22 protein-coding genes are annotated in these 25,427 nt (G+C 73.9%); 16 read left to right on the top strand and 6 right to left on the bottom strand.

The features are described 5' to 3' along the window. The first annotated feature begins 57 nt into the window (after positions 1–57). The 9 genes from ABZX65_RS29810 (at position 58) to ABZX65_RS29770 (ending at position 11,668) form a co-directional block, all read left to right on the top strand. The gene (locus ABZX65_RS29810; RefSeq protein WP_355346755.1) at positions 58–3,123 is read left to right on the top strand and encodes a DEAD/DEAH box helicase; all 3,066 of its coding nucleotides are present in this window, start codon (positions 58–60) and stop codon (positions 3,121–3,123) included. 97 nt (positions 3,124–3,220) lie between these two features. Further along, a complete protein-coding gene (locus ABZX65_RS29805; RefSeq protein WP_355346752.1) occupies positions 3,221–3,928 on the top strand; it encodes a hypothetical protein in 708 nt (235 codons plus the stop codon). Between the two features lie 467 nt (positions 3,929–4,395). Next, a complete protein-coding gene (locus ABZX65_RS29800) occupies positions 4,396–5,373 on the top strand; it encodes a lysylphosphatidylglycerol synthase domain-containing protein (RefSeq protein ID WP_355346749.1) in 978 nt (325 codons plus the stop codon). Between the two features lie 163 nt (positions 5,374–5,536). Further along, positions 5,537–6,820, top strand: coding sequence for a family 16 glycosylhydrolase (locus ABZX65_RS29795; RefSeq protein WP_355346746.1), 1,284 nt, complete (start codon positions 5,537–5,539; stop codon positions 6,818–6,820). A gap of 17 nt (positions 6,821–6,837) precedes the next feature. Next, positions 6,838–8,226: a ricin-type beta-trefoil lectin domain protein gene (locus tag ABZX65_RS29790; protein ID WP_355346743.1), complete on the top strand. Its 1,389-nt coding sequence runs from the start codon at positions 6,838–6,840 to the stop codon at positions 8,224–8,226. Positions 8,227–8,459: 233 nt separating this feature from the next. Further along, positions 8,460–9,164 carry a response regulator transcription factor gene (locus tag ABZX65_RS29785; protein WP_355346825.1) on the top strand — a complete coding sequence of 235 codons (705 nt, stop codon included), beginning with the start codon at positions 8,460–8,462 and terminating at the stop codon, positions 9,162–9,164. Further along, a complete protein-coding gene (locus tag ABZX65_RS29780) occupies positions 9,161–10,672 on the top strand; it encodes a HAMP domain-containing sensor histidine kinase (protein ID WP_355346740.1) in 1,512 nt (503 codons plus the stop codon). The genes ABZX65_RS29785 and ABZX65_RS29780 overlap by 4 nt, the downstream gene beginning before the upstream one ends. 217 nt (positions 10,673–10,889) lie before the next feature. Then, a complete protein-coding gene (locus ABZX65_RS29775) occupies positions 10,890–11,390 on the top strand; it encodes a hypothetical protein (protein ID WP_355346737.1) in 501 nt (166 codons plus the stop codon). Beyond that, positions 11,387–11,668, top strand: coding sequence for a hypothetical protein (locus ABZX65_RS29770; RefSeq protein WP_355346734.1), 282 nt, complete (start codon positions 11,387–11,389; stop codon positions 11,666–11,668). Before ABZX65_RS29775 ends, ABZX65_RS29770 begins: the two co-directional genes overlap by 4 nt. A 13-nt stretch (positions 11,669–11,681) precedes the next feature. On the opposite strand, the gene ABZX65_RS29765 is transcribed toward ABZX65_RS29770, so the two are convergent. Further along, entirely contained in the window at positions 11,682–13,379 is a 1,698-nt protein-coding gene (locus tag ABZX65_RS29765; RefSeq protein WP_355346731.1) for a bifunctional 3'-5' exonuclease/DNA polymerase, read from the bottom strand. 206 nt (positions 13,380–13,585) lie between these two features. Continuing rightward, positions 13,586–13,954, bottom strand: a complete 369-nt coding sequence (gene trxA / locus ABZX65_RS29760; protein ID WP_355346728.1) for a thioredoxin — start codon at positions 13,952–13,954, stop codon at positions 13,586–13,588. Positions 13,955–14,091: 137 nt separating this feature from the next. On the opposite strand from trxA, the gene ABZX65_RS29755 reads away from it, so the two are divergent. Continuing rightward, positions 14,092–14,319, top strand: a complete 228-nt coding sequence (locus tag ABZX65_RS29755; RefSeq protein WP_355346725.1) for a hypothetical protein — start codon at positions 14,092–14,094, stop codon at positions 14,317–14,319. A gap of 116 nt (positions 14,320–14,435) precedes the next feature. Here the strand turns inward: ABZX65_RS29755 and ABZX65_RS29750 are convergent, their stop codons facing one another. Next, positions 14,436–15,701 (bottom strand): citrate/2-methylcitrate synthase, encoded by a 1,266-nt coding sequence (locus ABZX65_RS29750; RefSeq protein WP_355346722.1) that lies wholly within the window; start codon positions 15,699–15,701, stop codon positions 14,436–14,438. A 106-nt stretch (positions 15,702–15,807) separates the two neighbouring features. On the opposite strand from ABZX65_RS29750, the gene ABZX65_RS29745 reads away from it, so the two are divergent. From ABZX65_RS29745 to ABZX65_RS29725, 5 genes are all read left to right on the top strand, one after another. Beyond that, complete coding sequence (locus ABZX65_RS29745) at positions 15,808–16,968, top strand: citrate synthase/methylcitrate synthase (protein ID WP_355346719.1); 1,161 nt, start codon at positions 15,808–15,810, stop codon at positions 16,966–16,968. A 192-nt stretch (positions 16,969–17,160) separates the two neighbouring features. Next, positions 17,161–18,114, top strand: a complete 954-nt coding sequence (locus ABZX65_RS29740) for an NADPH:quinone oxidoreductase family protein (protein ID WP_355346716.1) — start codon at positions 17,161–17,163, stop codon at positions 18,112–18,114. A gap of 106 nt (positions 18,115–18,220) precedes the next feature. Further along, on the top strand, positions 18,221–19,129 hold the full coding sequence (htpX, locus tag ABZX65_RS29735) for a zinc metalloprotease HtpX (RefSeq protein ID WP_355346713.1): 909 nt from the start codon (positions 18,221–18,223) through the stop codon (positions 19,127–19,129). Then, positions 19,129–19,680 (top strand): hypothetical protein, encoded by a 552-nt coding sequence (locus tag ABZX65_RS29730; RefSeq protein WP_355346710.1) that lies wholly within the window; start codon positions 19,129–19,131, stop codon positions 19,678–19,680. Before htpX ends, ABZX65_RS29730 begins: the two co-directional genes overlap by 1 nt. A 76-nt stretch (positions 19,681–19,756) precedes the next feature. Beyond that, entirely contained in the window at positions 19,757–20,197 is a 441-nt protein-coding gene (locus tag ABZX65_RS29725) for a nitroreductase family deazaflavin-dependent oxidoreductase (protein WP_355346707.1), read from the top strand. A 78-nt stretch (positions 20,198–20,275) separates the two neighbouring features. On the opposite strand, the gene ABZX65_RS29720 is transcribed toward ABZX65_RS29725, so the two are convergent. The 3 genes from ABZX65_RS29720 to ABZX65_RS29710 form a co-directional block, all read right to left on the bottom strand. Beyond that, positions 20,276–21,727: an MFS transporter gene (locus ABZX65_RS29720; RefSeq protein ID WP_355346704.1), complete on the bottom strand. Its 1,452-nt coding sequence runs from the start codon at positions 21,725–21,727 to the stop codon at positions 20,276–20,278. A 159-nt stretch (positions 21,728–21,886) separates the two neighbouring features. Continuing rightward, a complete protein-coding gene (locus ABZX65_RS29715) occupies positions 21,887–22,252 on the bottom strand; it encodes a nuclear transport factor 2 family protein (RefSeq protein WP_355346701.1) in 366 nt (121 codons plus the stop codon). A 351-nt stretch (positions 22,253–22,603) separates the two neighbouring features. After that, a complete protein-coding gene (locus ABZX65_RS29710) occupies positions 22,604–24,190 on the bottom strand; it encodes a hypothetical protein (RefSeq protein ID WP_355346698.1) in 1,587 nt (528 codons plus the stop codon). 235 nt (positions 24,191–24,425) lie between these two features. Between ABZX65_RS29710 and ABZX65_RS29705 the strand changes: the two genes are divergently transcribed. After that, positions 24,426–25,382 carry a hypothetical protein gene (locus tag ABZX65_RS29705; RefSeq protein ID WP_355346695.1) on the top strand — a complete coding sequence of 319 codons (957 nt, stop codon included), beginning with the start codon at positions 24,426–24,428 and terminating at the stop codon, positions 25,380–25,382. Positions 25,383–25,427: the final 45 nt, after the last annotated feature.

Below are 25,427 nucleotides of genomic sequence, written 5' to 3'. Positions count from 1 at the left end.
GGCCGGGACGCGGACGGGGAGACTCCGGCGGGCGCGCCCGCCACGCACCCCTTCGCCGTGCCCGCCGCCGAGGTCGTACGGCTGCTCTCGACGGGCGGCCCAGGACTGGGCTGGCTCGCGGGCCGCGCCGCGCGCGGGACCGCGGGCCTCGTCCTGCCCACCACCGCCGGGCGGCCCCGGCCGTCGCCCGAACTGCGGACCCCGGCCGCTCCCGGCGACGGTCGCGGCGCGCTCGCGCCCTGGACCGTACCGGCCGTCCTGTTCACCCCCGGCCAGGCCGCCCAGCTCCTCGGCGAGCTGTCGCACGCCGACCTGCCCGAGCTGCCCTACGGCGCCTCCGTGCGGTGGCTGGTCGCCGCCCACGACGTGGCGTGGCGGCTGGTCGGCCGGGGCAGGCTGCTGCCCGAACTCGTCCGCGAGGACGGCGTCCCGCACGCCCGGTGGCGCCCGGCGCCCGACGCCGCGGGCCACCAGGAGCTGGCCCGGCTGACCGCGGCCGTCCCGCCGACGCTGACCCTGGGCGCGGCCGACGGCGTACGGTCGGCGGCCGGGCTCGTCACGGACGTCATGGCCGTGCTGGTGGACAGCGAGGCGCGGGCGGCGCTGGAGGACGCGGGGCCGCTGGTGAAGGGCGGGAAGGCGGCCGGAGCGGCCGAGGCGTGGGCGGCGGCGCTCGGCGCGGCGGACGGCCGGATGCGCGCGGCCGACCCGGTCGAGACGGCCCGGCTGGGGGAGCGGCTCGCCGCCTGGCACGCGTCGGCCGCCGCGGACGACCAGCCGCTGCGGCTCTGCTTCCGGCTGACGGAACCGCGCGGCGGCGACCTCGGCGCGGGACCGGGCGACGGGGCGGAGGACGACGGCTGGAGTCTCGACTTCCTCGTCCAGGCCGTCGACGAGCCGTCGCTCACCGTCGAGACCGCCGAGGTGTGGACGCGCGGCCCCGCGCAGGCCGCGCTGACGCGGTACGCCGACGACCCACCGCAGACGGTGCTCGCCGCGCTGACCCGCGCCGCCCGCACGTATCAGGCGCTGCGCACCGCGCTGGCAGGTGAGCGCCCCTCCGGGCTGCGGCTCGACCGGGCCGGGGCGCTGGAATTTCTGCGGGAGGCGGCCCCGGCGCTGACGGAGGCGGGCTTCGGGGTGCTGGTCCCGTCGTGGTGGCAGCGCAAGCCCGCGCTGGGCATGGCGCTGACCGTACGGGAGGCGCAGCCCGGCACCGTCGAGACGTCGAGCATCGCCGACCGGGACGCGATCGTGGCCTTCCGCTGGCGGGTGGCCCTCGGCGACCAGGCGCTGACCGACAAGGAACTCACCGCGCTCGCCGCCGCCCGGCAGCCGCTGGTACGCCTGCGCGGCCAGTGGACCGAGGTCGACCCGGAGCGGATCGCCGCCGTGCTGGCCTTCCTGGAACGCGCGGGCAGCGGCACCATGACCACGGGACAGGCCCTGCGGATCGCCCTCGACCCGACCGCGGCCGAGGCGGGGCTGCCCGTCACCGCGGTCACCGCCGACGACCCCGCCGACCGGCTCAGCGGCCTCGGCGCACTGCTGCGCGGCAGCGCGGAGCACCGCCCGGAACCGGTCGCCGTACCCGCCGACTTCACCGCGACCCTGCGTCCGTACCAGCAACGCGGCCTGGACTGGCTCGCGTTCCTGTCCCGGCTCGGCCTCGGCGCCGTGCTCGCCGACGACATGGGCCTGGGCAAGACCGCCCAGACCCTCGCGCTGCTCGCCGTGGAACGCGAGCGGGACGGCGAGCGGGAGGGTGACCGGGACCGCGACCGGGACGGCGACCCGGACCGGCGCGACCAGAGCGCGTACGGCCCGACGCTCGTCGTCTGCCCGATGTCGCTGGTCGGCAACTGGCGGCGCGAGACCGCCGCCTTCGCACCCGAGCTGCGGGTGTACGTGCACCACGGAGCGGGGCGGCTGACCGGTACGGAACTGGCCGCGGCGGTAAGAGGCGCCGACCTGGTGATCACCACTTACGGGCTGGTGCAGCGCGACCACGAGGCGCTGGCCGCCGTCACCTGGCGGCGGCTGGTCGTGGACGAGGCGCAGAGCGTCAAGAACAGCGCCACGCACCAGTACCGGGCGCTGCGCGCCCTGCCCGCCCGGCACCGGATCGCCCTCACCGGCACCCCCGTCGAGAACCGCCTCGCCGAACTGCACGCGCTGCTCGACCTGGTGAACCCCGGCCTGTTCGGTACGGCGGGCGCTTTCAAGGAGCGGTACGCGATCCCCGTCGAGCGCGACGGCGACGCGGCCGTGGCGGCCGAACTGCGCCGCCGCACCGGGCCGTTCGTGCTGCGGCGGCTCAAGTCCGATCCGGCCATCGCCCGCGAACTGCCCGCGAAGCAGCACATCAAGGTGGTGTGCAATCTGACCGCGGAGCAGGCCGCGCTCTACCGCGCGGTCGTCGCCGACATGCTCGCGCGCATGGACGAGACCCGCGGACTGCGCCGCCGCGCCCACGTGCTGGCCGCCCTCGGCAAGCTGAAGCAGGTCTGCAACCACCCCGCCCACTTCCTCGGCGACGGCTCGTCTCTGGACGGCCGTTCCGGCAAACTCGCCCGTCTGGAGGAAACGCTGGAGACCGCGCTCGCCGCGGGCGACAAGACGCTGTGCTTCACCCAATACGCGGCCTTCGGCGCCCTGTTGCGCCCGCACCTGGCCAGGCGGCTCGGCACCGAGGTGCTGTTCCTGCACGGCGGCGACCCGGCGCGGGCCCGCGAGGACATGGTGGCCCGCTTTCAGGAGACGGACGGCCCCGCCGTCTTCCTGCTCTCCCTCAAGGCGGGCGGCACCGGCCTCAACCTCACCGCGGCCAGCCAGGTCGTGCACATCGACCGCTGGTGGAATCCGGCCGTCGAGGACCAGGCCACCGACCGCGCCTTCCGGATCGGCCAGCCCCGCGACGTCCAGGTGCGCACCTTCGTCTGCGCGGGCACCGTCGAGGAGCGCGTCGACGCGATGATCGAGGCCAAGCGCACCCTCGCGGACGCCGCCGTCGGCGCCGTCGGCGCGGGCGACACCGCGGCAGCGAACTGGCTCGCGGAGCTGACCACGGCCGAACTGCGCGACGCCCTGCGGCTGTCGGAGGAGGAGGCGGTGAGCGAGTGACGCGCCTCTGCGGTCGGTGCGAGTGCGGCGTCCCGGCGGACGCCGTGGGCCCCGGTGGGTGTACGGGCGCGGCGGGGACCGTAGCGGGGGTGAGCGGATGACCGGGGCGGGAAGCGGGGGCCGTACGTGGGCCGCACGGCTGGACGCCCGGCTCGCGGGGCTCGGGTACGCGCGCGGCCCGGCGTCGGGGCGCGTCACCGGACTCGCGGTGGAGCCGGGGCTGGTCACCGCCCGGGTACGGGACGGCGCGCCGACGCCGTGGACGGTGCGGATCGAACTGCCGGTGCTGACCGACGCCGAGTGGCGGCGGGCCGAGCGGGCCCTCGTCGCCGACTCCGACGCGCGTGAGCAACTCCTGGACGGCGAGCTGCCGCCGGACGCCGACGCCCTTTTCGCCAGGGCCGGGCTGCCGCTGCTCCCGGCCGGGGACGGCGAGCCGGTCCTGGAGTGCGACTGCCCGGACTGGGCGCTGCCCTGCACCCACCTCACCGCCGTACTCGCCGCGCTCGGCGCCGCCTTCGACGACGAACCGTTCCTGCTCACCACCTGGCGCGGCCGGGACCGCCGCGCCGTCCTGGACGCCGTACGCAACGGCCCGCCGCCCGTACCCCTCGACGACGACCCGGCCCCGGACGACGGCTCGGCCCCCGACGGCGGCTTCTGGGACTGCGGCGACCTCCCCGACCGCCGCGCCGCCGCCCCGGCACCGGCCGTCGCCGAACTGGGCCGTCCGGCGGTCAGCGTCCGCGGCCGGACCCTCACCGACACCCTCGCGCCCGCCTACGAGGCGTTCCTGACCTGGTGACCGCGCCCCGGTGGGCGCTTCGGTGGGCGGTCCGACCCGACCCGCTGAGCGCGCGCCCCGGCGACCGTTCCGACGACCGCCGCGGCGCCATGGCGGGAACCCGCCGGTGACCTCGGCTTCCGCGCCGTCCGCCGCGCCCATGCGCGGCACTCTCCGGAGCTAATCCCGCGGCGGTGGAGAGTCACCCGACCGGGGACATGGCGACAGTCACGGTCTGCGCGCCGTTCACCGTACGCGGGCAGACTCCAGGCGTGGCCGGACCCCCAAGGCAGCCGGGAAAAGGGGCCCTTGACGGACCCTCGCCGTCGCGGCGCGCGGGTCCGACGATTGACCCGGGTGGCCCTGTGCCGGTACGACGCCGCCCCGGAAGGCACCTAGTCTGGACAAACCGTCCCACTTCCCGCACTGCTACGCGCACCGTCCCCCGGCGGCCCCGGCCGTCGTACCGCATGCGACGAGGAGTCACCGTGTCCATCGCCCGTGACGAGGGTGCGCTCTGGCAGCGCAATTCGGTGCGGTCCGCCGCCATGCTGCTGCCGGTGGCCGCGGTCGCGGCGCTCGCCGTCAGCAAGTGGCCGATGATCGGCGACAGCGCCGGGCGGCTGGGCCAGGCGGACGCCGAGTGGATGTCCGTCGCGGTCTTCGCCGCGTGCATGACGTGGGTCTGCTCGGCCGTCGCCCAGCAGGGCGCGGTCGTCATGTCGCTGCCGCCCGGCCGGCTGCTGGCCGCGCAGTTCGCGGCCTCGGCGGCCAACCACGTCCTGCCCGCGGGCGTCGGCGGCAACGCCGTCAATCTGCGCTTCCTGGTGCGGCACGGCATGACGCCGACACGGTCGCTCGCGGCGCTCGCCGTCCGCGCCTCGGCCGCCGCCATCGGCCGGGTGACGCTGCTGCTCGTCCTGCTCGCGCTCTTCCCCGACGCTCTGCAAGTGCACCGGCTGGCCCCCGACGGATTCGTGCTGCCCGCCGACCCCATGGTGATCGGCGCGGTCGCGCTGGTGCTGGTCGTGCTGGCGTTCGTGGCCTCGCGGTACGCGGGCCGCGCGCGCGACCGGGCCCGCTGCTTCCTGGCGTCGGTGGCCGACGACGTACGGACCCTGCACCGCGACCGGGCGCGCGTGGCGTGCCTGTGGGGCGGCTCGCTGGCCTTCCCCGCCATGCACGCGTCGGTGGTCGTCGCCGTGGTCAAGGCGGTCCACGCCCCGGTGCCGGTCAGCGGCATCCTGGTGGCGTACTTCTTCGCGAGCACCGCGGCGGGCTGGCTGCCGACCCCGGCGGGGCTCGGCTCGCTGGACGCGGCGCTCGCCCTCGCGCTGGTCACGGCCGGGGCCTCCGCCGTCGCCGCGACCTCCGCCGTGCTCGGCTATCGCCTGGTCACCACCTGGCTGCCGCTCATCCCCGGCGTGGTCGTGCTCGCCGTGCTCGTCAAGCGCCGCGAACTTTAAGGTACGTACCTTTGCCGGAAGCCTTGACTCCCCTCAGTCCCGCCATTTAAATCACGTCCTGAACTAAGACGTAAGGGAAGTCTCCCAGGGTGCCCCGCACCTCACTGTCTGTCAGGAGCATGCCCAAAACCGTTTTCTGACGACCCGACCGAGGAGTCCGGCAATGTCGGCATCACCCCCCACCCGACGCATACGCCCCCTCGCGCTGCTGGCCGCCGCAGGACTGCTGCTGTGCGGCTGGCTGCAACAGACCGCGTCCCCGCAAGCCACCGCGAGCAGGCTCGACACCGCCTCGGTGGCGGCCACCGCCACCTTCACCGACGACTTCAACGGCCCCGCGGGAAGCGCGGTCGACAGCTCCAAGTGGGGCTACGAGACCGGTGACAACGTCAACAACCACGAGCGCCAGTACTACACCAGCGGTACCCACAACGCGGCGCTCGACGGCCAGGGCAACCTCGTCATCACCGCCCGCAAGGAGAATCCGGCCAACTACCAGTGCTGGTACGGGTCCTGCCAGTACACCTCCGCGCGGCTGTCCACCCCGCAGAAGTTCACCCAGACGTACGGCCACTTCGAGACCCGGATGAAGCTGCCGCGCGGCCAGGGCATGTGGCCCGCCTTCTGGATGCTCGGCAACGACATCGGCTCGGTCGGCTGGCCCAACAGCGGCGAGATCGACATCATGGAGAACGTCGGCTTCGAGCCCGGCAGCGTGCACGGCACCATCCACGGCCCCGGCTACTCCGGTTCGGCCGGCATCGGCGCCGGATACACCCTCCCCGGCGGACAGAGCTTCTCCGACGCCTTCCACACCTTCGCCATCGACTGGGCGCCGAACTCCATCAAGTGGTCCGTGGACGGCAACGTCTACCAGACCCGTACGTCCGCCGACCTCGGCGGCAACCGCTGGGTGTTCGACCACCCCTTCTATCTGCTGCTCAACCTCGCGGTCGGCGGCTACTGGCCCGGCGACCCCAACTCCAGCACCACCTTCCCGCAGCAGCTCGTCGTGGACTACGTGCACGTCACCACCAGCGACAGCTCGGGACCGGGCACCGGCACGGGACACGCCATCACCGGCCTCGGCGGCAAGTGCGTCGACGTGGCCTCGGGCAGCAGCGCCAACGGCGCCGCCGTGCAGCTCTACGACTGCAACGGCTCGGCCGCGCAGTCCTGGACGGTCGGCTCCGACGGCACCATCCGCGCCCTCGGCAAGTGCATGGACATCACCGCGGCCGGGACCGCCAACGGCACACCGATCCAGCTCTACGACTGCAACGGCACCAACGCGCAGAAGTGGACCGTGAGCGCCGCCCACGACATCGTCAACCCGGCCTCCAACAGATGCCTGGACGCCTCCGGCAACAGCTCCGCCAACGGCACCCGGCTCCAGATCTGGGACTGCGCGGGCACCGCCAACCAGAAGTGGACCGTGACCGGCTGATGAGAGGAATCCGGCAGATGCGAAAGACCACCACACTCCTGGCCACCGCCGCGCTCGCCGCGGGAGCCCTGACCGCCCTCGGGATCAGCCAGGCGTCCGGCGCCGACGCCACCGGCGCCGTCACCGGCTACGGCGGCAAGTGCGTCGACGTGGCCTCGGGCAGCAACGCCAACGGGGCCGCCGTGCAGCTCTACGACTGCAACGGCAGCGCCGCCCAGGCGTGGACCGTCTCCTCCGACGGCACCCTGCGCGCCCTCGGCAAGTGCATGGACGTGACCGCCGCGGGCACCGCCAACGGCACCCAGATCCAGCTCTACGACTGCAACGGCACCAACGCGCAGAAGTGGACGTCGAGCAACGGCACGCTGGTCAACGCCGGTTCAGGCCGCTGTCTGGACGCGACGGGCCCCAGCTCCGCCAACGGCACCCGGCTCCAGATCTGGGACTGCGCGGGCTCCGCCAACCAGAAGTGGACGCTGCCCACCGGCGGCGGCACCCCGCCGACCACCCCGCCGCCGTCCGGCGGCACCGGCGTCCAGGCCGTCGCGCCGTACCTCTACAACGGCTGGGGCAACCCGCCCGACCCGACGACGATCATGAACGCGACCGGCGTCAAGTGGTTCACGCTCGCCTTCGTGCTCAGCAACGGCACCTGCAACCCGCAGTGGGACGGCGGCCGGGCGCTGACCGGCGGCGTCGACCAGAACACCATCAACAAGATCAGGGCGGCGGGCGGCGACGTCGTCCCGTCCTTCGGCGGCTACAGCGGCAACAAGCTGGAAGAGTCCTGCACCAGCGCGAGTGCGCTCGCGGGCGCCTACCAGAAGGTCATCAACGCCTACGGCCTCAAGGCCATCGACATCGACATCGAGGCCAGCGCCTACAGCAACGGCACCGTCCAGCAGCGCACGGTCGACGCGCTCAAGACCATCAAGGCCAACAATCCCGGCATCGTCGAGTACGTCACCATCGGCACCGGGCAGAGCGGCCCCGACACCGGCCTGATCAACAAGGCCGCCGCCTCCGGGCTGACCGTCGACAGTTGGACGATCATGCCGTTCGACTTCGGCGGCGCGGGCCAGAACATGGGCAACCTCACCACCAAGGCCACCGACGGCCTGAAGAACGCCCTCAAGAACGCGTACGGCTACACCGACGACCAGGCGTACCGGCACAGCGGTATCTCGTCGATGAACGGCATCACCGACAACAGCGAGACCGTCACCGTCGCCGACTTCCGCACGATCCTCGCCTACGCCCAGCAGCACCACCTGGCCCGGCTGACCTTCTGGTCCGCCAACCGGGACCGGCCCTGCCCCGGCGGCTACCCGAACGACGACACCTGCTCCGGCGTCTCCCAGCAGGCGTGGGACTTCACCCGCACCTTCGCGCAGTACGGCGGGTGACACCGCCCGAGTGATCCGGGTGGCGCCCCGCCGCGACGGCGGGGGCGCCACCCCCCGATGGCTCTCCGCTCCCCGGCCGTGTAGGCATGGTTCCCGCGATGCACCATGCGACGGCCGGGGAGCGGAGGCATGTTCCGATGACAGATCCGATGCCGCACACGAACGGCCCGGAGGCGAGCGGCGGCCCCGGTTCCGAGCCCGACCGCGGTCCCGGCCCCGGCCCCGGCCGCGTCATGGTCGTGGACGACGACGCGGCGATCCGCCGCTCACTCGGCCGCGCCCTGCGGCTGCGCGGCTTCGCCGTCACCGAGGCCGACGGCGGCGCCGCCGCGCTCGACCTGCTGAGCCGTACCCCGCCCGACATCCTCGTCCTGGACATATCGATGCCCGACGTGGACGGCATCGAGGTCTGCCGGACCCTGCGGGCCGGCGGCGACGACCTGCCGGTGCTGGTGCTCTCCGCGCTCGACGAGGTCGCCGACCGGGTCGCGGGACTCCAGGCGGGCGCCGACGACTACCTCGTCAAACCCTTCGCACTCGAAGAACTCGTCCTGCGGCTGCACGCCCTGCTGCGCCGCCGGCCGCCGCGCCCCGACGGCCAGGTCCGCGCCTGCGGCCTCGTCCTCGACCCGGCCGCCCGCACCGCCGCCCGCGAGGGCCGGGCGCTGGAGCTGACCCGCAGGGAGTTCGAACTCCTGGAGATCCTCGCCCGCAACGCCGGTCTCGTGCTCACCCGCGACCAACTCCTCGACCGGGTCTGGGGATACGACTTCGAGGTCCGCACCGACGCCGTCGACACCTTCGTCAGCTATCTGCGCAAGAAGCTGGAGGCGGGCGGCAGGCCCCGCATCCTGCACACCGTGCGGGGCGTGGGATTCGTCCTGCGGGCCGACGGACGCGAACAGCGGCGAGCCGGGGTACGGGACGGCGCGTCGTGAGGCTGTCCACCCGGATCGCGCTGGCGATCACCGTCCTCGTACCGCTGCTCGTCCTCGCCTCCGGCTGGATCATGGTCCGGCTGGTCGGCCACGACGTCCACGCGCAGGCCGACGCGCACCTGCGGGACCGGGCCGCCGCCGTCCGCACCGACGCCCGCAATCTGCTGCGGGCCATGGCGAACGACCGGTCGGCCGAGGTCGAACAGGCCCGTCAGCGCAAGCTGTTCGCCGCCGCGCTCGACGTCGGCATCCGCGTGACCGGCACCGAGGGCACCGTCACCGAAGGCCCGCAGCCCACCGACGGCCGGCCGCTGCCCGCCGCGGCGGACGCCGTACGGCCCGTCACCTTCCGTGCGGACGGCAGCAGTTGGCGGGTGCTCGCCGTACCGCTGTCCGTCGTGCGACCCGCCGCGACCGGCACCCTGTGGCTGTTCTCGCCGGACACCGCGGGCCAGGAGCAGATCAGCCGGGTGCGCCGCAGGATCCTCACCGTCGCGCTGCTCACCGCGCCGGTCGCGGGCGCCGCCGCCTGGCTCGCCGTCACCCGCGCGGCGCTCCCGCTGCGGCGGCTCCAGCGCCGCGCCGGGGGCATCGACCCGCGCACCAGCGCCGCCCGCCTCGACCACACGCCGACCCGCGTCACCGAGGTCGACGAACTCGCCCGCACGCTCCAGACCGTCCTCGCGCGCTACGACGAACAGGCCGCCCGTACGGCCGAGGCGCTGGCCACCGCGCGTTCCTTCTCCGCCGCCGCCTCCCACGAACTGCGCAACCCCCTGATGAGCATGCGCATCAACCTCGACGTCCTGGACGGCCGTCCCGAGCCCGATCCCGCGGAACGCGCCGAGATCATCGCCGACCTGCGCGGCGAACACACCAGGCTGCTCGGCCTGTTGGTGATGCTGCGGGCCCTCGCCCAGGGCGACCTGGTCGAGGCCGACGCCTTCGTGCCGGTCGACCTCGCCGACGTGCTGGACGCCGCCGTGGCCGACCTGCGGCGCGAACGCCCCGACGTACGCGTGGAGTTGACCGCGCGGCCGGGCCTGCGCGTGTACGGCTGGCCGCAGGGGCTGCGCTCGGCGGTCGACAATCTGCTGGTCAACGCGGCGGTGCACGGCGCGAGTCGGGACGGGGACGGGCACGGGCCCGGCGGCGGTACGGGGAGCGGAGGCGGGGCGCTGATCGAGGTGACGCTCTCACCGGGGGCCGACCCGGCGGGCCCCTCTGTCGTACTGACCGTGGCCGACCACGGGCCCGGAGTGCCGCCCGCCGCCCGGCGGGAGATCTTCCAGCGCTTCCGCCGCCGCCCCGACAGCCCTGGCTCCGGGCTCGGCCTCGCCCTGGTCGGGCAGCAGATCGCCCTGCACGGCGGGCGGATCACCGTCGGCGACCGGCCGGGCGGTCCCGGCGCGCGCTTCACCGTGGTGCTGCCGCTCGGCACGTCGGAGCGCCCGCTGCCCGGCGGCCGGGACTGGCTGGCGGGCGCGTCGACGGGGGAGCGGCCGTAGGGCCGCGGACCGCACCGGGCACCGCCTGCCTCGGGTTCCGCGCGGGGGTCACCGGTCGGACCGGGCCACGTGCAAGGTTCGCGGGGTGCACGGCAGTTGCGGTCCGGCCGGTCGTCGCGGGCCTGTCGCGCGGTCACAAGGTTTCCACAAAGACGGTTCCTAACCTCCGGCTCTGACGGGCACCGCGACCGGTGCCGAAACCCTCAGGGAGGAACCCATGCGCCCCACTCGCACCGCCGTGGCGACAGCCGCCGCGCTCGCCGCCCTGCTCGCCGCGGCCGGCACCGCCGTCGCGGACGCCACGAGCCCGTCGGCCGCACCGTCTGCCGACCCGTCCTCGGCACCGGCGGCCGCCCCGTCCGCCGCACCGTCGACGGACCCGTCCGCCGCGTCCAGGACCCCGAAGGTCCACAAGGCCCCGACCGGGGACGGCGCCCGCGCCCTGTGCAAGCGGCTGCCGAAGATCGACGCCCGTATCGACCGCGCGCTCGCCCGGCTCAACGGCCCTGCCACGGAACGCGGTTCCGTCGCCCGGCTCCAGAAGCGGGTCGACAACGCGAACACGGCCGGTGACACGGCGGTGGCCACGTATCTCAAGGACAAGCTGACCTTCCGCAAGTCGCTGGTGCCGACCCTCAACCGGCGCAGCACGGACCTGGACGCCGTCCGCACCTGGTGCGGGACACAGGACTTCACGGCGAAGGGCGGCACGAAGTGAGCGGCGCCGCGTCGCGAAAGGGCGGCCGTAAGCGGGGCGGCGCCGTGCTGGCCGCCTGCGCGATCGCCGGGGCGCTGGTGACCGGCTGCGGACACTCCGGCCGTACGTCCGCACCGGCGTCGTCGGCGGACACCTCGGCCGCCGTGTCGGCGGGCGCATCCGCGGGCAGCGACTCCTCCGCGCCCTCGGACTCCGAACTCGCCCGTATGCGCAAGCTGGTGGACGACGCGGATTCCGCCGCCGCGACGGCGGAATCCGACGCGGCGGGTGACAAGTGACCCTGCCGCCGGGCTACTTGGCGTCCGCGTAGCACGCCACCGCGTGCGTCTCCAGCGGGAACGGCACCGGGGCGGAGCCGAAGACCAGGAGGCGGGCCTCGTCACCGGCCGCCGTCACCGCCGCCTCGACGGCGGGCGCGAGCTCGGTCGGGGCGTGCACGATCACCTCGTCGTGCTGGAAGAAGACCAGTTGGGGCTCCGGCCCGATCGCGGTCAGCCGGCGGCGCAGCGAGGCCAGCATGGCCAAGGCCCAGTCGGAGGCGCTGGCCTGGATGAGGAAATTGCGCGTGAAGCGGCCCCAGGACCGGGCCGCGCGGCGGTCGGGGGACGCGCCGTCGCCGGGGTCGGCGCTCTCGTCGAGGAACCGGTCGGCGGACGGCGCGGGCGACGTACGGCCCAGCCGCGACCGTACGATCCCGCCCGCCTCGCCCGTTCTGGCCGCGGCCTCCACCAGGGCGAGGGCGGCGGGGAAACGGCGGCGCATCACCGCGAGAAGCTGGCCCGCCTCGCCGCTGGTCTGCCCGTACATCGCCGCGAGCAGCGCGATCTTGGCGCGCGGCCGGTCGCCGCCGAAGGCGTTCCGCGCCAGCGCCGCGTACAGATCGCCCTCCGCGGCAGCCGCCGCGAGCCCGGCGTCACCGGACATCGCGGCCAGCACCCGCGGCTCCAGCTGCCCGGCGTCGGCGACCACCAGTCGGTGCCCGGGGTCGGCGACGACGGCGGAGCGCAGCAGCCGCGGGATCTGAAGGGCGCCGCCGCCACGCGTCGCCCACCGGCCCGACACCACGCCGCCCACCACGTATTCGGCGCGGAAGCGGCCGTCGCGCACCCAGCTCTCGCGCCAGGCCCAGCCGTGCGCGGCGTGAATCCGGGACAGTTCCTTGTAGCGCAGCAGCAGCCCGGCCGCCGGATGCCCGACCTCGCGCAGCTCGTGCGAGCGGGTCGACGTCAGATGCACGCCGACGCGGGCGAAGGCGGGCAGCATCTGGGCGGGGGAGTCGGGGTTGACCGGACGTCCGAGCGCGTCCTGGATACGGGCGGCCAACTCGCCCAGCAGCGCGGGCCGTGCGCCACCCGCGGGGCGCGGGCCGAGCAGCCCGGTCAGCAACTCGTCGTGCACCTCTGCGCTCCACGGCAGCCCGTCCCGGCCCATCTCGACCGCGGCGAGCGCGCCCGCGGACTCCGCCGCGCACAGCAGCCGGATCCGGTCGGGGTGCTCGCTCGCGGCGATCCGCCGCTGCTGCGCCGCGTGCACCTCGACCAGCGCGGCCAACGGATCGAGATCCCGCGGGAGATGACGCCGGTCGGCGGCGAACAGCACCGGCTGGTCGTCCGCGCCGGGCTCCGGGGCGTCCTCGGGCTCGGGCAGCCCGTGCAGCCGCGCCCACGCCGCCCCCAGCGACCGGGGCCTGCGGTGCCTGCCCTCCTGCCCGAGCAGCAGCGACTCGACGAGCTTCACGTCATGGCAGCGCGCGGTGCGCACCGACCCCCGGTCGAGCAGCCACGGATACACCTCGTCGGTCGCCGCCCAGACCCAGCGCGGCGCCTGCTCGGCCTCCCGCCGCGCGACCTCAGCGGCCAGGTCCCGTACGACATCGACCTCCCCGGCCGCCGTCCCGTCCTCCCCGAGCGCGCGCAGCCGCCCGCCCGACCCCACCGGGTCGGGCACGGCGGCGATCCGCGCGACGGCGGCGATGGCTGTACCCACCATCGGAGCCTAGACGCGACCACTGACAATGCCCTGGAGGGCGGGCCCGCGGACGGTGTCGCGCACGGGCCCGGCCGCGTTACCCCGGCGGGCCGACGACACGGCAGCGCAAGGGCCGCGCTCCGGCCCGGCGGCGAATCCTGCTCGCCGCGGGCCGGGGGCGCGGCCCCGGATGTCCCTCGCTGTCGCGTCGGTGGCGGGCGGGCCCGTCAGGAGCTCTGCTGGGCCTCCTCGACCGACTTGCGCACCTCGTCCATGTCGAGGGCGCGGGCCTGCGCGATGACGTCCTCCAGGGCGGGCTCGGGCAGCGCTCCCGGCTGCGCGAAGACCGCGACCTTGTCACGGACGATCATCAGGGTCGGGATCGACTGGATCTGGAAGGCCGCGGCCAGCTCGGGCTGCGCCTCCGTGTCGACCTTCGCGAAGACCAGGTCCTGGTGCTTCTCGGACGACTTGTCGTAGACCGGTGCGAACATCCGGCACGGCCCGCACCAGGCGGCCCAGAAGTCGATGAGGACGAAATCGTGCGACGACACGACCTCGTCGAAATTCTCCTTGGTCAGCTCCACAGTGCTCATGCCCCCACAACGGGCGGCGCCCGCCGGAAATTCCTGCCGTCGCCGCGGGTGCCGCGGACCCCGGAGAGTTCACTCATACGAGTGGTGCGGGCGGGGTGTGCAGTGGCGTCCGACCCGTCGGAGTCGTTGGTCGGGCTATGGCAGCAACGCAGTGGATTCCGCAGGACGACGGCGCCGACGGCGCGGGCGACGGTCACCAGCCATGGCGCTATTCCCGTGCCGGAACGGTTCTGCAGAGCACGGAGGCACCGGTCTTCGCGGAACTCGCCGACCAGTGGCGGTCCGCGGGCCGCATGGTGCCGGGCCAGAAGGACACGGAGTGGGCCGAACTGGTCGGCCGCATCCCCCGTCTGACCGGCGTCTGACGACGGGTCCCGGCCCGGCCCGGACTCCGGCCGGGGCCCAGCCTCCGGCCGAGGCCCGGGTCTCCGCTGAGGGCGGCGTCGGCGGTCATCCGCCCGTGGGAGGCGACCGCGCGCCGTCACGGCAGCGGCTGGGGCGGCGGCGGTCCCTGGTAGGTGCCGCTGGGGCGCATCCGCAGCGGGCGCTCCTGGTACTCCTCCAGGGCGTGCGCGATCCAGCCCGCCGTGCGCGCCACGGAGAAGACCGTCTCGCCCGCCTCCGCGGGCATCGCGGCGGAGACCGAGAGCACCGCGAGGGCCAGGTCGACGTTGGGGTGCAGCGGGGTGTGGCGGGCGGCCGTCGCCGCCAGGTCGCGGGCCGCGGCCAGCGCGTCGGAGGCGGCGGGCACCTGCCCGAGCAGATGGAAGAGCAGCCGGGCGCGCGGGTCCTCGCCCTGGTAGAGGCGGTGCCCGAGGCCGGGGATCCGCCGACCGGCGCGCAGTTGCTCGGCGACGACGGGACCCGCGCCGCCGCGCTCCAGCACCTCGGCGAGCGTCCGGTGGGCCAGGGCGCTGGCCTGTCCGTGCAGCGGCCCGTCCAGCGCGCCGAGTCCGGCGGACACCACGGCGTAGGGGTGCGCGCGGGCCGAGGCGGCGACCCGCGCGGCCAGCGTCGAGGCGGCCAGGTCGTGGTCGACGAGCAGCGCGAGCGCCGCGTCCAGCACCCGCAGCGACGCCTCGTCGGCGGGCCGCTCGGTCAGCCGCGACCACAGCCGCCAGGCCAGCCCGCTCTCTCCCGAATGCGGCCGGCCGAGCGGCGGCAGCGCGCCGACCAGGGTCGGGATCAGGCTGCGCGCCGTGCCCAGCACGGCCTCCTCCGACAGATCGAAGCGCAGCGGATCCGCGGTGGCCGCCGCGATGACCGCGACCCGCAGCCGGTCCATCGGACCGCAGCCCGCGGGCAGCGCGTCGCCCGCGCTGCGGGCGGCCTTCAACAGCGGCTCGGGCGCGGTGAAGCGGACCCCGCGCCGCAGCACCCCGGTCCACAGCCACTCGGCGACCTCCTCGAAGCCGTACGCCGTGGCCAGCCCGGTCGCGTCGACCCCGCGGAAGTAGAGGCCGTCGTCCTCGATCAAAGTGACGCCGGTACGGATACGGACCCAGGCACTGTTTCCGCCCCCGCCGCCCCCGCTGTCCGAGGGTCCGTCGGCACCGGCCGCCGCGGGCCGTGCGCGCCGGGCCAGGGCCTCGACCTCGTCCGGGTCGAAGGTGCTGCCCCTGCCGCCCTCGGCCCGTCGGCTGGCGAGCAGGCCGCGGCTGACATACGCGTACAGCGTCTCCGGCTTCACGCCGAGCCGCCGGGCGGCCTCCCGGGTGCTGATCCGGTCCGCCGGTTGATCCGTCATGGGCTCACCGTATCCATAGTGCTCAGCTCATTCACATTGATTCAATCAACATTGACAGAGTTTAAATCAATCATGGAGAGTCGAGTCAATACCCAAGGAGGACACGATGCCGACCACCGAGCAGAACGCCCCGATCGACGTACCCCGCGGTCTCAAGGGCGTGATCGTCACCGACACATCCATCGGCGACGTCCGCGGGCTCGAAGGCTTCTACCACTACCGCGAGTTCTCCGCCGTGGAGCTGGCCGAGAGCCGCGGCTTCGAGGACGTCTGGCACCTGATGTTCCACGGCGCGCTGCCCGACGCGGCCGAGCGTGCCGCGTTCACCGCGCGGACCGCCGCCCTGCGGCACCTGCCCGCCGACGTGGCGGACGCGCTCCCGGCCATCGCCCGCGCCAGCGCGCTGTCGGGACCGCTCGCGGGGCTGCGCACCGCACTGTCGCTGACCGGCGCCTCGGCCGGATTCCGCCCGCTGTACGACCTCACGCCCGACCGCCGCCGCGCCGACGCGCTGGCCGCCTGCGCGGTGGTGCCCACCCTGCTCACCGCGCTGCACCGGCTCGCCCAGGGCCTGGAGCCGGTCGAGCCGCGCGACGACCTGCCGTACGCGGCGAATTACCTCTACATGCTGACCGGCGAGGAGCCGGAGCCCGTACGAGCCCGCGCCGTCGAGCGCTATCTGATCTCGACCGTCGACCACGGCTTCAACGCCTCGACGTTCACCGCCCGCGTGATCGCCTCGACGGGGGCGGACCTGGCCGCTTGTCTGGTGGGCGCGATCGGCGCGCTGTCCGGGCCGCTGCACGGCGGCGCGCCCAGCCGCGCGCTCGACACACTCGACGCGATCGGCACGCCCGACCGGATCGACGGCTGGCTGCGGGAGCACATCGGTGCGGGCGAGCGGATCATGGGCTTCGGCCACCCCGTGTACCGCACCGAGGACCCGCGCTCGCGGATGCTCAAGGGCATCGCGCAGAGCTTCGGCGGCGACCTGGTGGACTTCGCGGTGCAGGTGGAGGCCCGCGCGGAGGCGCTGCTCGCCGAGCTGAAGCCCGGCCGCGAGCTGCACATCAACGTCGAGTTCTTCGCGGGCGTCGTGATGGAGCTCTGCGGGCTGCCGCGCGAGATGTTCACACCCACCTTCGCCGCCGCCCGCGTCGTCGGCTGGAGCGCCAACATCCTGGAGCAGGCCGAGGACAGCAAGATCATCCGGCCGTCCGCGCGGTACGTCGGCCCGCCGCCGCCCGTGCCGGTGCCCGCCGCCTGAGCGCACCGGCGGGGGCGGCGGTGCCGTGGTGGAGTGCGCGACGGAACGCGTTGCGGCGTGCCCAAGCGGTGTGCCCAAGCGGTGTGCGACATACCAACCAGTCGGTAATATCGGCGGAGCGGACACCGGGACACACCGGCGGACGCCAGGAAAGCACCCGCAGGGTGCGCCCCACCACGCTGAGGAGCCGACGTGCGCGCGATCCAGATCACCGAATTCGGCGGTCCCGAGGTGCTGCGGGAGACCGAGCTGCCCGACCCCGTGGCAGGCCCGGGCCAGCTCCTCGTGGACGTCGACTCCGCCGGGATCAACTACGCCGACACGCACACCGTCGAGAACTCCTACCTCTCGCGCTCCACGCTCCCGATGGTCCCCGGCGCCGAGGTGGTCGGCCGCACCGCGGAGGGCCGCCGGGTCGTCGCCCTCACCGACAACGGCGGCTACGCCCAGAAGGCCGTCGTCCAGGAGTACCTGGCCCACGACGTGCCCGACGAGGTCACCGACGGGCAGGCGCTCGCCCTGGTCGTCCAGGGCCTCACCGCCTGGCACCTGCTGCGCACCTCCGGACGCCTGGCCGACGGCGAGAGCGTCGTGGTGCACGCGGCGGCCGGCGGTACGGGCTCGCTCGCCGTCCAGCTCGCCAAGACCTTCGGCGCGGGCCGGGTGATCGCCACCGCCTCGTCCGAGGACAAGCGGGACCTCGCGCTTGAACTCGGCGCCGACGTCGCCGTCGACTCCGGCCCCGAGAACCTGAAGGACCGTCTCGTCGAGGCGAACGGCGGCAAGAAGGTCGACATCGTGCTGGAGATGACCGGGGGCCCGGTCTTCGACGCCTCGCTCGCCGCGCTCGCGCCGTTCGGCCGCCTCGTCACGTACGGTCTGGCCTCCAGGACGCCCCCGACACCGGTCCAGGCCGCACAGCTCATGGCCCGCTCCCGCGCGGTCGTCGGCTTCTGGCTGACGCACTGCCTCGGCCGTCCGGGGATGTACCGCGAGCCGATGGCCGAGCTGCTGGAGATGACCGCGGCGGGCCGCCTCGTACCCCGACTCGGCGGGGTATATCCGCTGTCCGAGGCGGTCAGGGCCCATGAGGAGCTGCGGGCCCGGCAAACCTTCGGCAAATTGGTGCTCGATGTGAGGGCCTGAGCGGAACCGACGGGCTCGTCGTAGTCGTTGAACAGGTGCACACTCGACAACGAGGTACGACGGACCGCCGCCAGTGGTCCGCGCCCCGCATGTCTCGGGAGGGGCCATGGACCGCAACCGCTTCGCGCCCGACCGGGGGCTGACCACGCGCATGGTGGTCACGATGTTCCTGATCGGTCTGCTCTATGTCGTCTTCGTCGGCGCGCTGCTGGCGCTGCTGCGCGGATCCTGGCCGCTGATCCTCGTGATCGCCGGAGTTCTCTTCATCGCGCAGTTCTGGTTCAGCGACCGCATCGCCGCCTTCAGCATGGGCGCCAAGGAGGTCACGCCCGAACAGGCGCCGGAGCTGCACGGCGTCGTGGACCGCATCTGCGCGCTCGCCGACATGCCCAAGCCCAAGGTCGCCATCGCCGATTCCGACGTGCCGAACGCGTTCGCCACCGGTCGCAACAAGAAGAACACCACGGTGTGCGCCACGACCGGGCTGCTGCGCCGCCTGGAGCCGGACGAGCTGGAGGGCGTCATCGCCCACGAGTTGTCCCACGTCGCCCACAAGGACGTCGCGGTCATGACGATCGCCTCCTTCCTCGGCATCCTCGCCGGTGTCATCACCCGGATCGGCCTCTACGGCGGCTTCCGCCGGGCGCGCGACCCCGGCACCGCCGTGCTCGCCGTGGCGATCCCGCTGGTCAGCGCGGTCGTCTACGCCATCAGCTTCCTGCTCACCCGGATGCTGTCGCGCTACCGCGAGCTGTCCGCCGACCGCAGCGCCGCGCTGCTCACCGGCCGCCCCTCCTCGCTGGCCTCCGCACTGACCAAGGTCACCGGGCAGATCGGCGCGATCCCCACCAAGGACCTCCGCAAGGCGGAGCCCTTCAACGCTTTCTACTTCGCGCCCGCGCTGAGCGCGAAGGGCGGAGGCTCCGCCTTCTCGAAGCTGCTGTCCACCCACCCCTCCCTTGAGCAGCGGCTGGAGCAGCTCAGCCGCATCACTCTCGAACTGGACCGCCACTGATGGGTCTGCTGGACGTCATCCTCGGCCGCAGCAAGCCGGTCAAGCCCGACCTCGATCAGCTCTTCGGCCTCACCTCGGCCGCCATCACCCTCGAAGCGGCGAGCGAGCTGCGGCCCACCGGCCTCGGCTCGGTCTGCTTCGCGGCCGTCGAGGGCGGCGCCTTCGCCGAGATCCAGCAGGACCTGCGGGCCCTGGTCGGCGCGGAGGCCAGCCAGGACTCGTACGGCTACACCTGGCTGCTGGCCCGCAAGGACCCCGCCGAGATGACCGACCTCGTCACCGATCTGCACGCGATCAACTCCGCCCTGGAGGAACGCGGCTTCGGCCCGCAACTGCTCTGCTCGCTGCTCGGGTTCAAGGACCCCGCGGGCCGCTCGGTGGCGCTGGTCTACCTCTACAAGCGCGGCTCCTTCTACCCCTTCGCCCCGCTGCCCGGCGAGAAGCGGGACAACGCGCTGGAACTCCAGGTCAGAGCCCTGGTCACCAATGACCTCCGGCTGGAGGACGACCTGTCGCGCTGGTTCCCCGTCTGGGGCGCGCCGGGCCTGTGACCGCTCCGTACGCCCTGTTTGCGGCGCGCCCGCCCTACGCTGGGTGCTACTCGAACCCTCTGGAAGGCACACACGCATGACGTCTTATGACCCCGCCGCGGTGAAGGTCAGCCCCGAGAAGTGGGTGGCCGACCAGGCCCGCCGCTACGAGGAGTCCAACGGCACCGAGGGCACCGACCTCAACGGCTCGCCCTGCCTGCTCCTCGACTACCAGGGCCGTCGCAGCGGCGCGTGGCTGCGTACCGTACTGATCTACGGCCGGGACGGCGACGACTACCTGATCGTCGCCTCCAAGGGCGGCGCCCCCGAGCACCCCCTGTGGTACCTGAGCGTCCGCGACAACCCCGAGGTCCACCTGCGGGTGCTCGGCGAGCGCTTCGCCGCCCGCGCCGAGACGCTGTCGCCGCAGGACAAGGCCCGGGTGTGGCCGCACCTGCTCGATGTGTACGCGCCGTACGCCGACTACCAGGAGAAGACCGACCGGGACATTCCCGTGGTGCGGCTCCGCCGGATCTGACGACATGTCGATCTGACGACGGGTAAGGGGCGACCACCCAGGTGGTCGCCCCTTACCCGTGCCGCCCGAGGGCTCGGCTCACCGAGCCGCCTCGCGCCGCCGGACGGCGAAGCTCAGGACCGCCAGCGCCAGTTCGAGGCCGAGCAGGAACACCAGCCCCATCCGGAAGGCGTGCGGGTAACCGCCGGGCGCGCCGTCGCCGACCGCGCCGTAGAAGATGATGCCGATCAGGGCGATGCCGAGCGCGCCGCCGATCTGCTGCGTGGTGGCCACCACGCCGGAGGCCGAGCCGACGAGCCGGGGCGGGACGGTGGCCAGCGCGTCGTGGGTGAGCGGGGCGATCACCATGCCCATCCCGACGCCGTCCATGACGAGCCCCGGCACCAGCTCCCACAGGCTGCCGGTGGTCCCGGAGCGGTGCGCCGCCTCCCACAGCAGACCGAGCCCCGCGGCCATCGCCAGCGCTCCGGCCGGGACCGTACGGCCGCCGAGCCTGGCCGCGATGCGGTGCGCGTTCGTCGAGGTCAGCAGGTAGCCGCCGCCGATCGCCAGGAAGACCGTGCCCGAGTGCAGGGCGTTCAGGCCGCGGCCCGCCTGGAGGTACAGGGCGAGGATCAGGAAGAACGAGCCCTGCCCGCTCCAGAAGACGAACTGCGCGAGGGAGCCGGGACCGAAACCGCGCTGCCGGAACAGGTCCGTGTTCAGCACCGGGTCGCCGCCTCGGCGGCCGAGCCGGTCCTGGTGGCGGACGAAGACGGTGACGAGCACGGCGGACGCGGCCAGGCACAGCCAGGTCCACAGCGGCCAGCCCGCCGCACGCCCCTGGATCAGCGGCAGCACGAGCGCGACGACAGCGGCGGTGGACAGCGCCACGCCGGTGAGGTCCAGCCGGGGCCGTTGCGGCGCCCTCGACTCGGCCAGGGCGCGCGGCACCAGCGCCAGGGCGAGCAGCCCGACCGGGAGGTTGATCAGGAAGCAGGCCCGCCAGCCGAGGCCGAGCACGTCGGCCTTGATCAGCAGACCGCCGATGAGCTGCCCGAAGACCGCGCCGACGCCCATCGTCAGCCCGTACATGCTGAAGGCGCGGGCCTGCGCCTTGCCGGTGTAGGCGGTCTGGAGAATCGACAGCACCTGCGGGCTCATCAGCGCGGCCGACAGGCCCTGGAGGACCCGCGCCGCCACCAGCGTCCCTGCGGTGGGGGCGAATCCGCACGCCGCCGAGGTGGCGGTGAACAGCGCGAGCCCGACGGTGAACATCCGTCTGCGGCCGAAGACGTCGCCGAGCCGGCCCGCCGTGATCAGCCCGGTGGCCACGGCCAGGCCGAAGCCCGCCACCACCCACTGGATCGACGCGGTGCCCGCGTGCAGGTCGTTCTGGACGGAGGGGATCGCCACATTCACGATGAAGATGTCGAGCGCGATCATGAAGGTCGCGGCCAGCAGGAGCAGCAGGCCGAGGTCTGGCCGCTTGCTGACCGGCGAGCCGTCGCGGCTCGCGGGCGGGGACGCGGCGGTGGTGGCCGAGGCCATGACGGAACTCCTGTCGCAGGGGGACGGATGTCCGGGGCGATGACGGGGTACGGGTGCGGCTCAGTGGTGACGGGGTACGGGGTACGGGGTACGGGGTACGGGGTACGGGGTACGGGCGGGGCCCTGCGCGGGCCGCACCCGTACCCCGTGGAGCGGCGCTCAGGCGCCGGCCGGGACCTTGTCGAGGAAGCCCTGGACGCTGTGCACCAGGCCGTCCTCGCCGATCGCGGCCACGTCGAAGCCGACCACCAGCGACTCGCCGCCCGCCGGGCCCAGCTCCCACGTGAAGCGGGCGATGTGGTGGTGAGCGTCGACCGGGCCCAGGGTGAACACGAAGCCGGGGAACTGCGCCTGCACGGCGCCGACCACCGCGTCGAAGGCGTCCCGCCCGGTGACGTCGGCCAGCGGGTCGGTGTAGCGGCCGTCGGCGGCGAAGACCTCGTCGATCAGGCGGCGCCGGGCGGCCGGGTCGGTCTCGTTCCAGGCGGCGATGTAGCGCTGGACCAGGTACAGGGTGTCGCTCATGGCTGGTGTCTCCCTACGTTGTCCGGTGCCGGGTGGCGCCGTGTTCTCGCAGGTCAAGACGGTACGGACGGGGCCGCGTCCGCGAATCAGTCATCGTTGGGTACTTGTGCGGCCGGTTGTACGTCACGACCGGTCGCCATGACGTACACGCCCCGCGGGCCGGGGTCCGAACCGGCGTCTCGCACCGCCTCCCGTAGGCTTCTCGGCCAATCCGTGGTGACGTTGCGCACCGGCCTTGAGCGCCGGGAGTGCCGGGAGCACCGGCCCGCGGCACCGTCCCCCGGAGCAGCCCGCACGTTCGGCGCCGGTGCGCGGTCCGCGAAGGCGGGACCGCGCACCGGGGGGAAGAGGTCACCTCGTGGCGTCGAGCCGGACCTTCAGCGCGTCCAGCGTGTCCGCGATGCGCGGGGAGCCGCAGTGCCGGGACAGCCGGGCCGCCTCGCGGCCCAGCGTGCGCGCGCCCTCCAGGTCACCGGTCAGGGCGCGGGCGGTGGCGGCGCGCGCCGAGTACAGGCAGCGGTCGCGTACGTACGAGGCGTCCTGCATCGCCAGCGCCTGCTCCAACAGGGGCCTGGCCTCGTGCGCGTGGCCCAGGTCGAGCAGCGACTGACCGGTCTGCGCGGCCAGTTCGGCCGCGTCGAACCAGTAGAGCCATGACGGACCCGACTCCCGCTCCGCCAGGTCCAGTTGGCGCTCCGCCTCGGAGACCGCGCGCCGTGAGGCGCCGTCGGCGCCGACCGCGGCGTGCGCCCGGCTCAGCCTGCTGGCGGCCAGCGCCCGGACGGCCGGGGGAGTGCCGCCCGCCGCCCGTACCCCCGCCTCCGCCGCGGCCACCGCGTCCCGCGGCTGACCCGCGATCACCGCGTGCAGCGCGAGGCCGCCCCACAGCGCGACGGCCAGCGGGCGGTCACCCGCGCTGTGGGCGAGCCGCAGACCGGTCAGATAGTGCCGCTGCGCCGCCCCGAGCCGGCCGGTGTCGGTGGCCGCCCAGCCGCCGAGCTGCGCCAGGTCGGCGGCGACCCGCAACAGCCTTGCCCCGTGGGCCCGTTCGTGCTGCCCCCGGTGCAACAGGCCGCGCACCATGCGCAGATCGGCCTCGACCCGGTGCCGTACGGCCGCGCCGCCGAGCCGGTCGTCGAGCTTGCGCAGCCCCAGCACCCCGGCTTCGAGCCAGTCGATCACCGGACCGTCCACGACGGCCGCGGCCACCGCTTTGTCGACGGCGTCGTCGCGGAACGCGGCCGCGGCGTTCGCCTGTCGCGGCACGCGTCCCGAGCGGGTGCCGGGCACCGGTTCGTCCCACCGCTCGGCCATGGCGGCCGACGCCGACCCGCGTCCCGCCGCGGGCGAGGGCGACCCGCGTCCCGCCGCGGCCGAGGGCGAACCCGCCTTCTTGTCCACGGCACGTGAACCCATGGAACCCATCGCGCCCGCCGCGCCGCCCGAGCCCGCGGAACCGGTGGCGCCCGTCGTGCCCTCCGCGCCCGCCGCGTCCCAGTCCGCGATGGCGTCGAGCAGCGCCTGCTCGTCCGCGATGGGGAAGCCGCGCGGGTCGCTCGCGCCGTTGTCGAGCAGCGCGGTGAGCGCGGTGAAACTGCCCTCGACCGTCCACGGCAGCCCGTCCGGCATGCCGCCGTGCGCCGGGAGCCAGCGCGGCCAGGGCCTCAACTCCAGTTCCCTGGAGGGGATTCCGAGCGCGCGGGCCAGCGCGCGCTGGCTGTCGGCCTCCGGCACGACCCCCCAGTGCTCCCAGCGCCAGACCTTCTCGCGGCGGGCCGCCATCGGCACCCCGAGGATCCGCGCGTTGTCGGCTATGACCCGTGCCAGGTCCTGGTAGCTCCACCCGTGTCTTCGCCGTACATAGGCGAGCGGGTGGGTGGAGGCTGCCGCACTCTGTCGTTCCCCCGCGTCCGCACCGCTCACGCTCCCGCCGTCCATGTCACCTGGTCCCCACCGCGCGATGCCGACACACCTTGATCGGCCTCTCGAATATCAGGTGTCCGGCCGATCGCGCAGCCGAACCAGCGCATCCATCCCGATCCGTGTCCCAAACCCCCGTCACCATACGGGACTACAGCGAGACAACAGGTCCGGGCTTGATGCCACCCCGTGCCGACCGGTTGGCTGTGCGTGATCACATGACGTTACGCACGCCGTGGAGGGCTGCCCGCGGATGACCCCACCGCCGCCACCCTTCCGCTTCTCGCGTGGCAAGGACGACGTGGCTTTCGACCCCGCTCTCGGTGACGAGGAGCTGGTCGCGGCTCGTGCTGCCCTGGCCCACGGCCGCTGGGCGGAGACCCGTGACCTGCTGAGCCGTACCGGGGACAACTGGGACCGCCGAGGACATCGGCTGGTCGTCCTCGGCGAGGGCAAGAGCGCCGCCGCCTGGGCGGGCGAGTGGCAACTCGCCGAGCCCGAGAGCACGGACGCCGCCGCGCTGGCCGCGTTCGCGGCCGTCTTCCGCGCGGTCGCGGGCAAGCAGAGCGCCGAGTCGGCGCGCGAACTCTGCCTGCGCGCGGCCCGGATGACCCCGCGCGATCCGTCGCCGTGGCTCGCCCTGCTGGTGCTCGCCCGCCGCACCGGCACCGACGACGAGCAGGTGCGTGCCTTCGACCAGGCGCGCGGCCGGCACCGCGGCCACCACCACGCCCACCACCTGATGACGCAGTGCCTGGCGGAGCGTCAGAAGACCGACGGCGAGGACCCGTTCCACGAGGTGTACGAATTCGCCGAGTGGGCCGCGGACGAGGCGGGACGCGGATCGCCGCTGGCCGTACTGCCGTTGGTCGCGCTGGTGGAGCGCTACCGGGTGCTCGCGTCGGCCGACGTCCTGCCCGACGTCCCCAACGGCCTTCCGTACTGGGTCAGTCCGCGCGCCCGGCAGAGCGTGCGCATGGCCTTCGACTGGTGGCTCGAATGGCAGGGCTACGACCACTCGCGGTTGCTGCTCGACCTGAACTACCTTGCGTACGGCAAATTCCACGCGGGCGACACGGTGGAAGCCGCCGCCCTGTTCAACCGGATCGGGTCGGAGGCGACACGCACCCCGTGGTCGTATCCCGACCGCGACCCGAAGAAGGCGTTCCGCGCGGCGCGCAACTACGCGCTCGGCTTCGGTTCCGCCTAGGCCCCCACGGTCGTACTCGCCCAGCAGGACACGCAGTTGGAACCA

The sequence above is a fragment of the Streptomyces sp. NPDC003300 genome (assembly GCF_040610915.1).
Taxonomy (GTDB): domain Bacteria; phylum Actinomycetota; class Actinomycetes; order Streptomycetales; family Streptomycetaceae; genus Actinacidiphila.
Note: the sequence above shows the minus strand (reverse complement) of the source record. Positions and strands in the feature narration are given on the sequence as shown.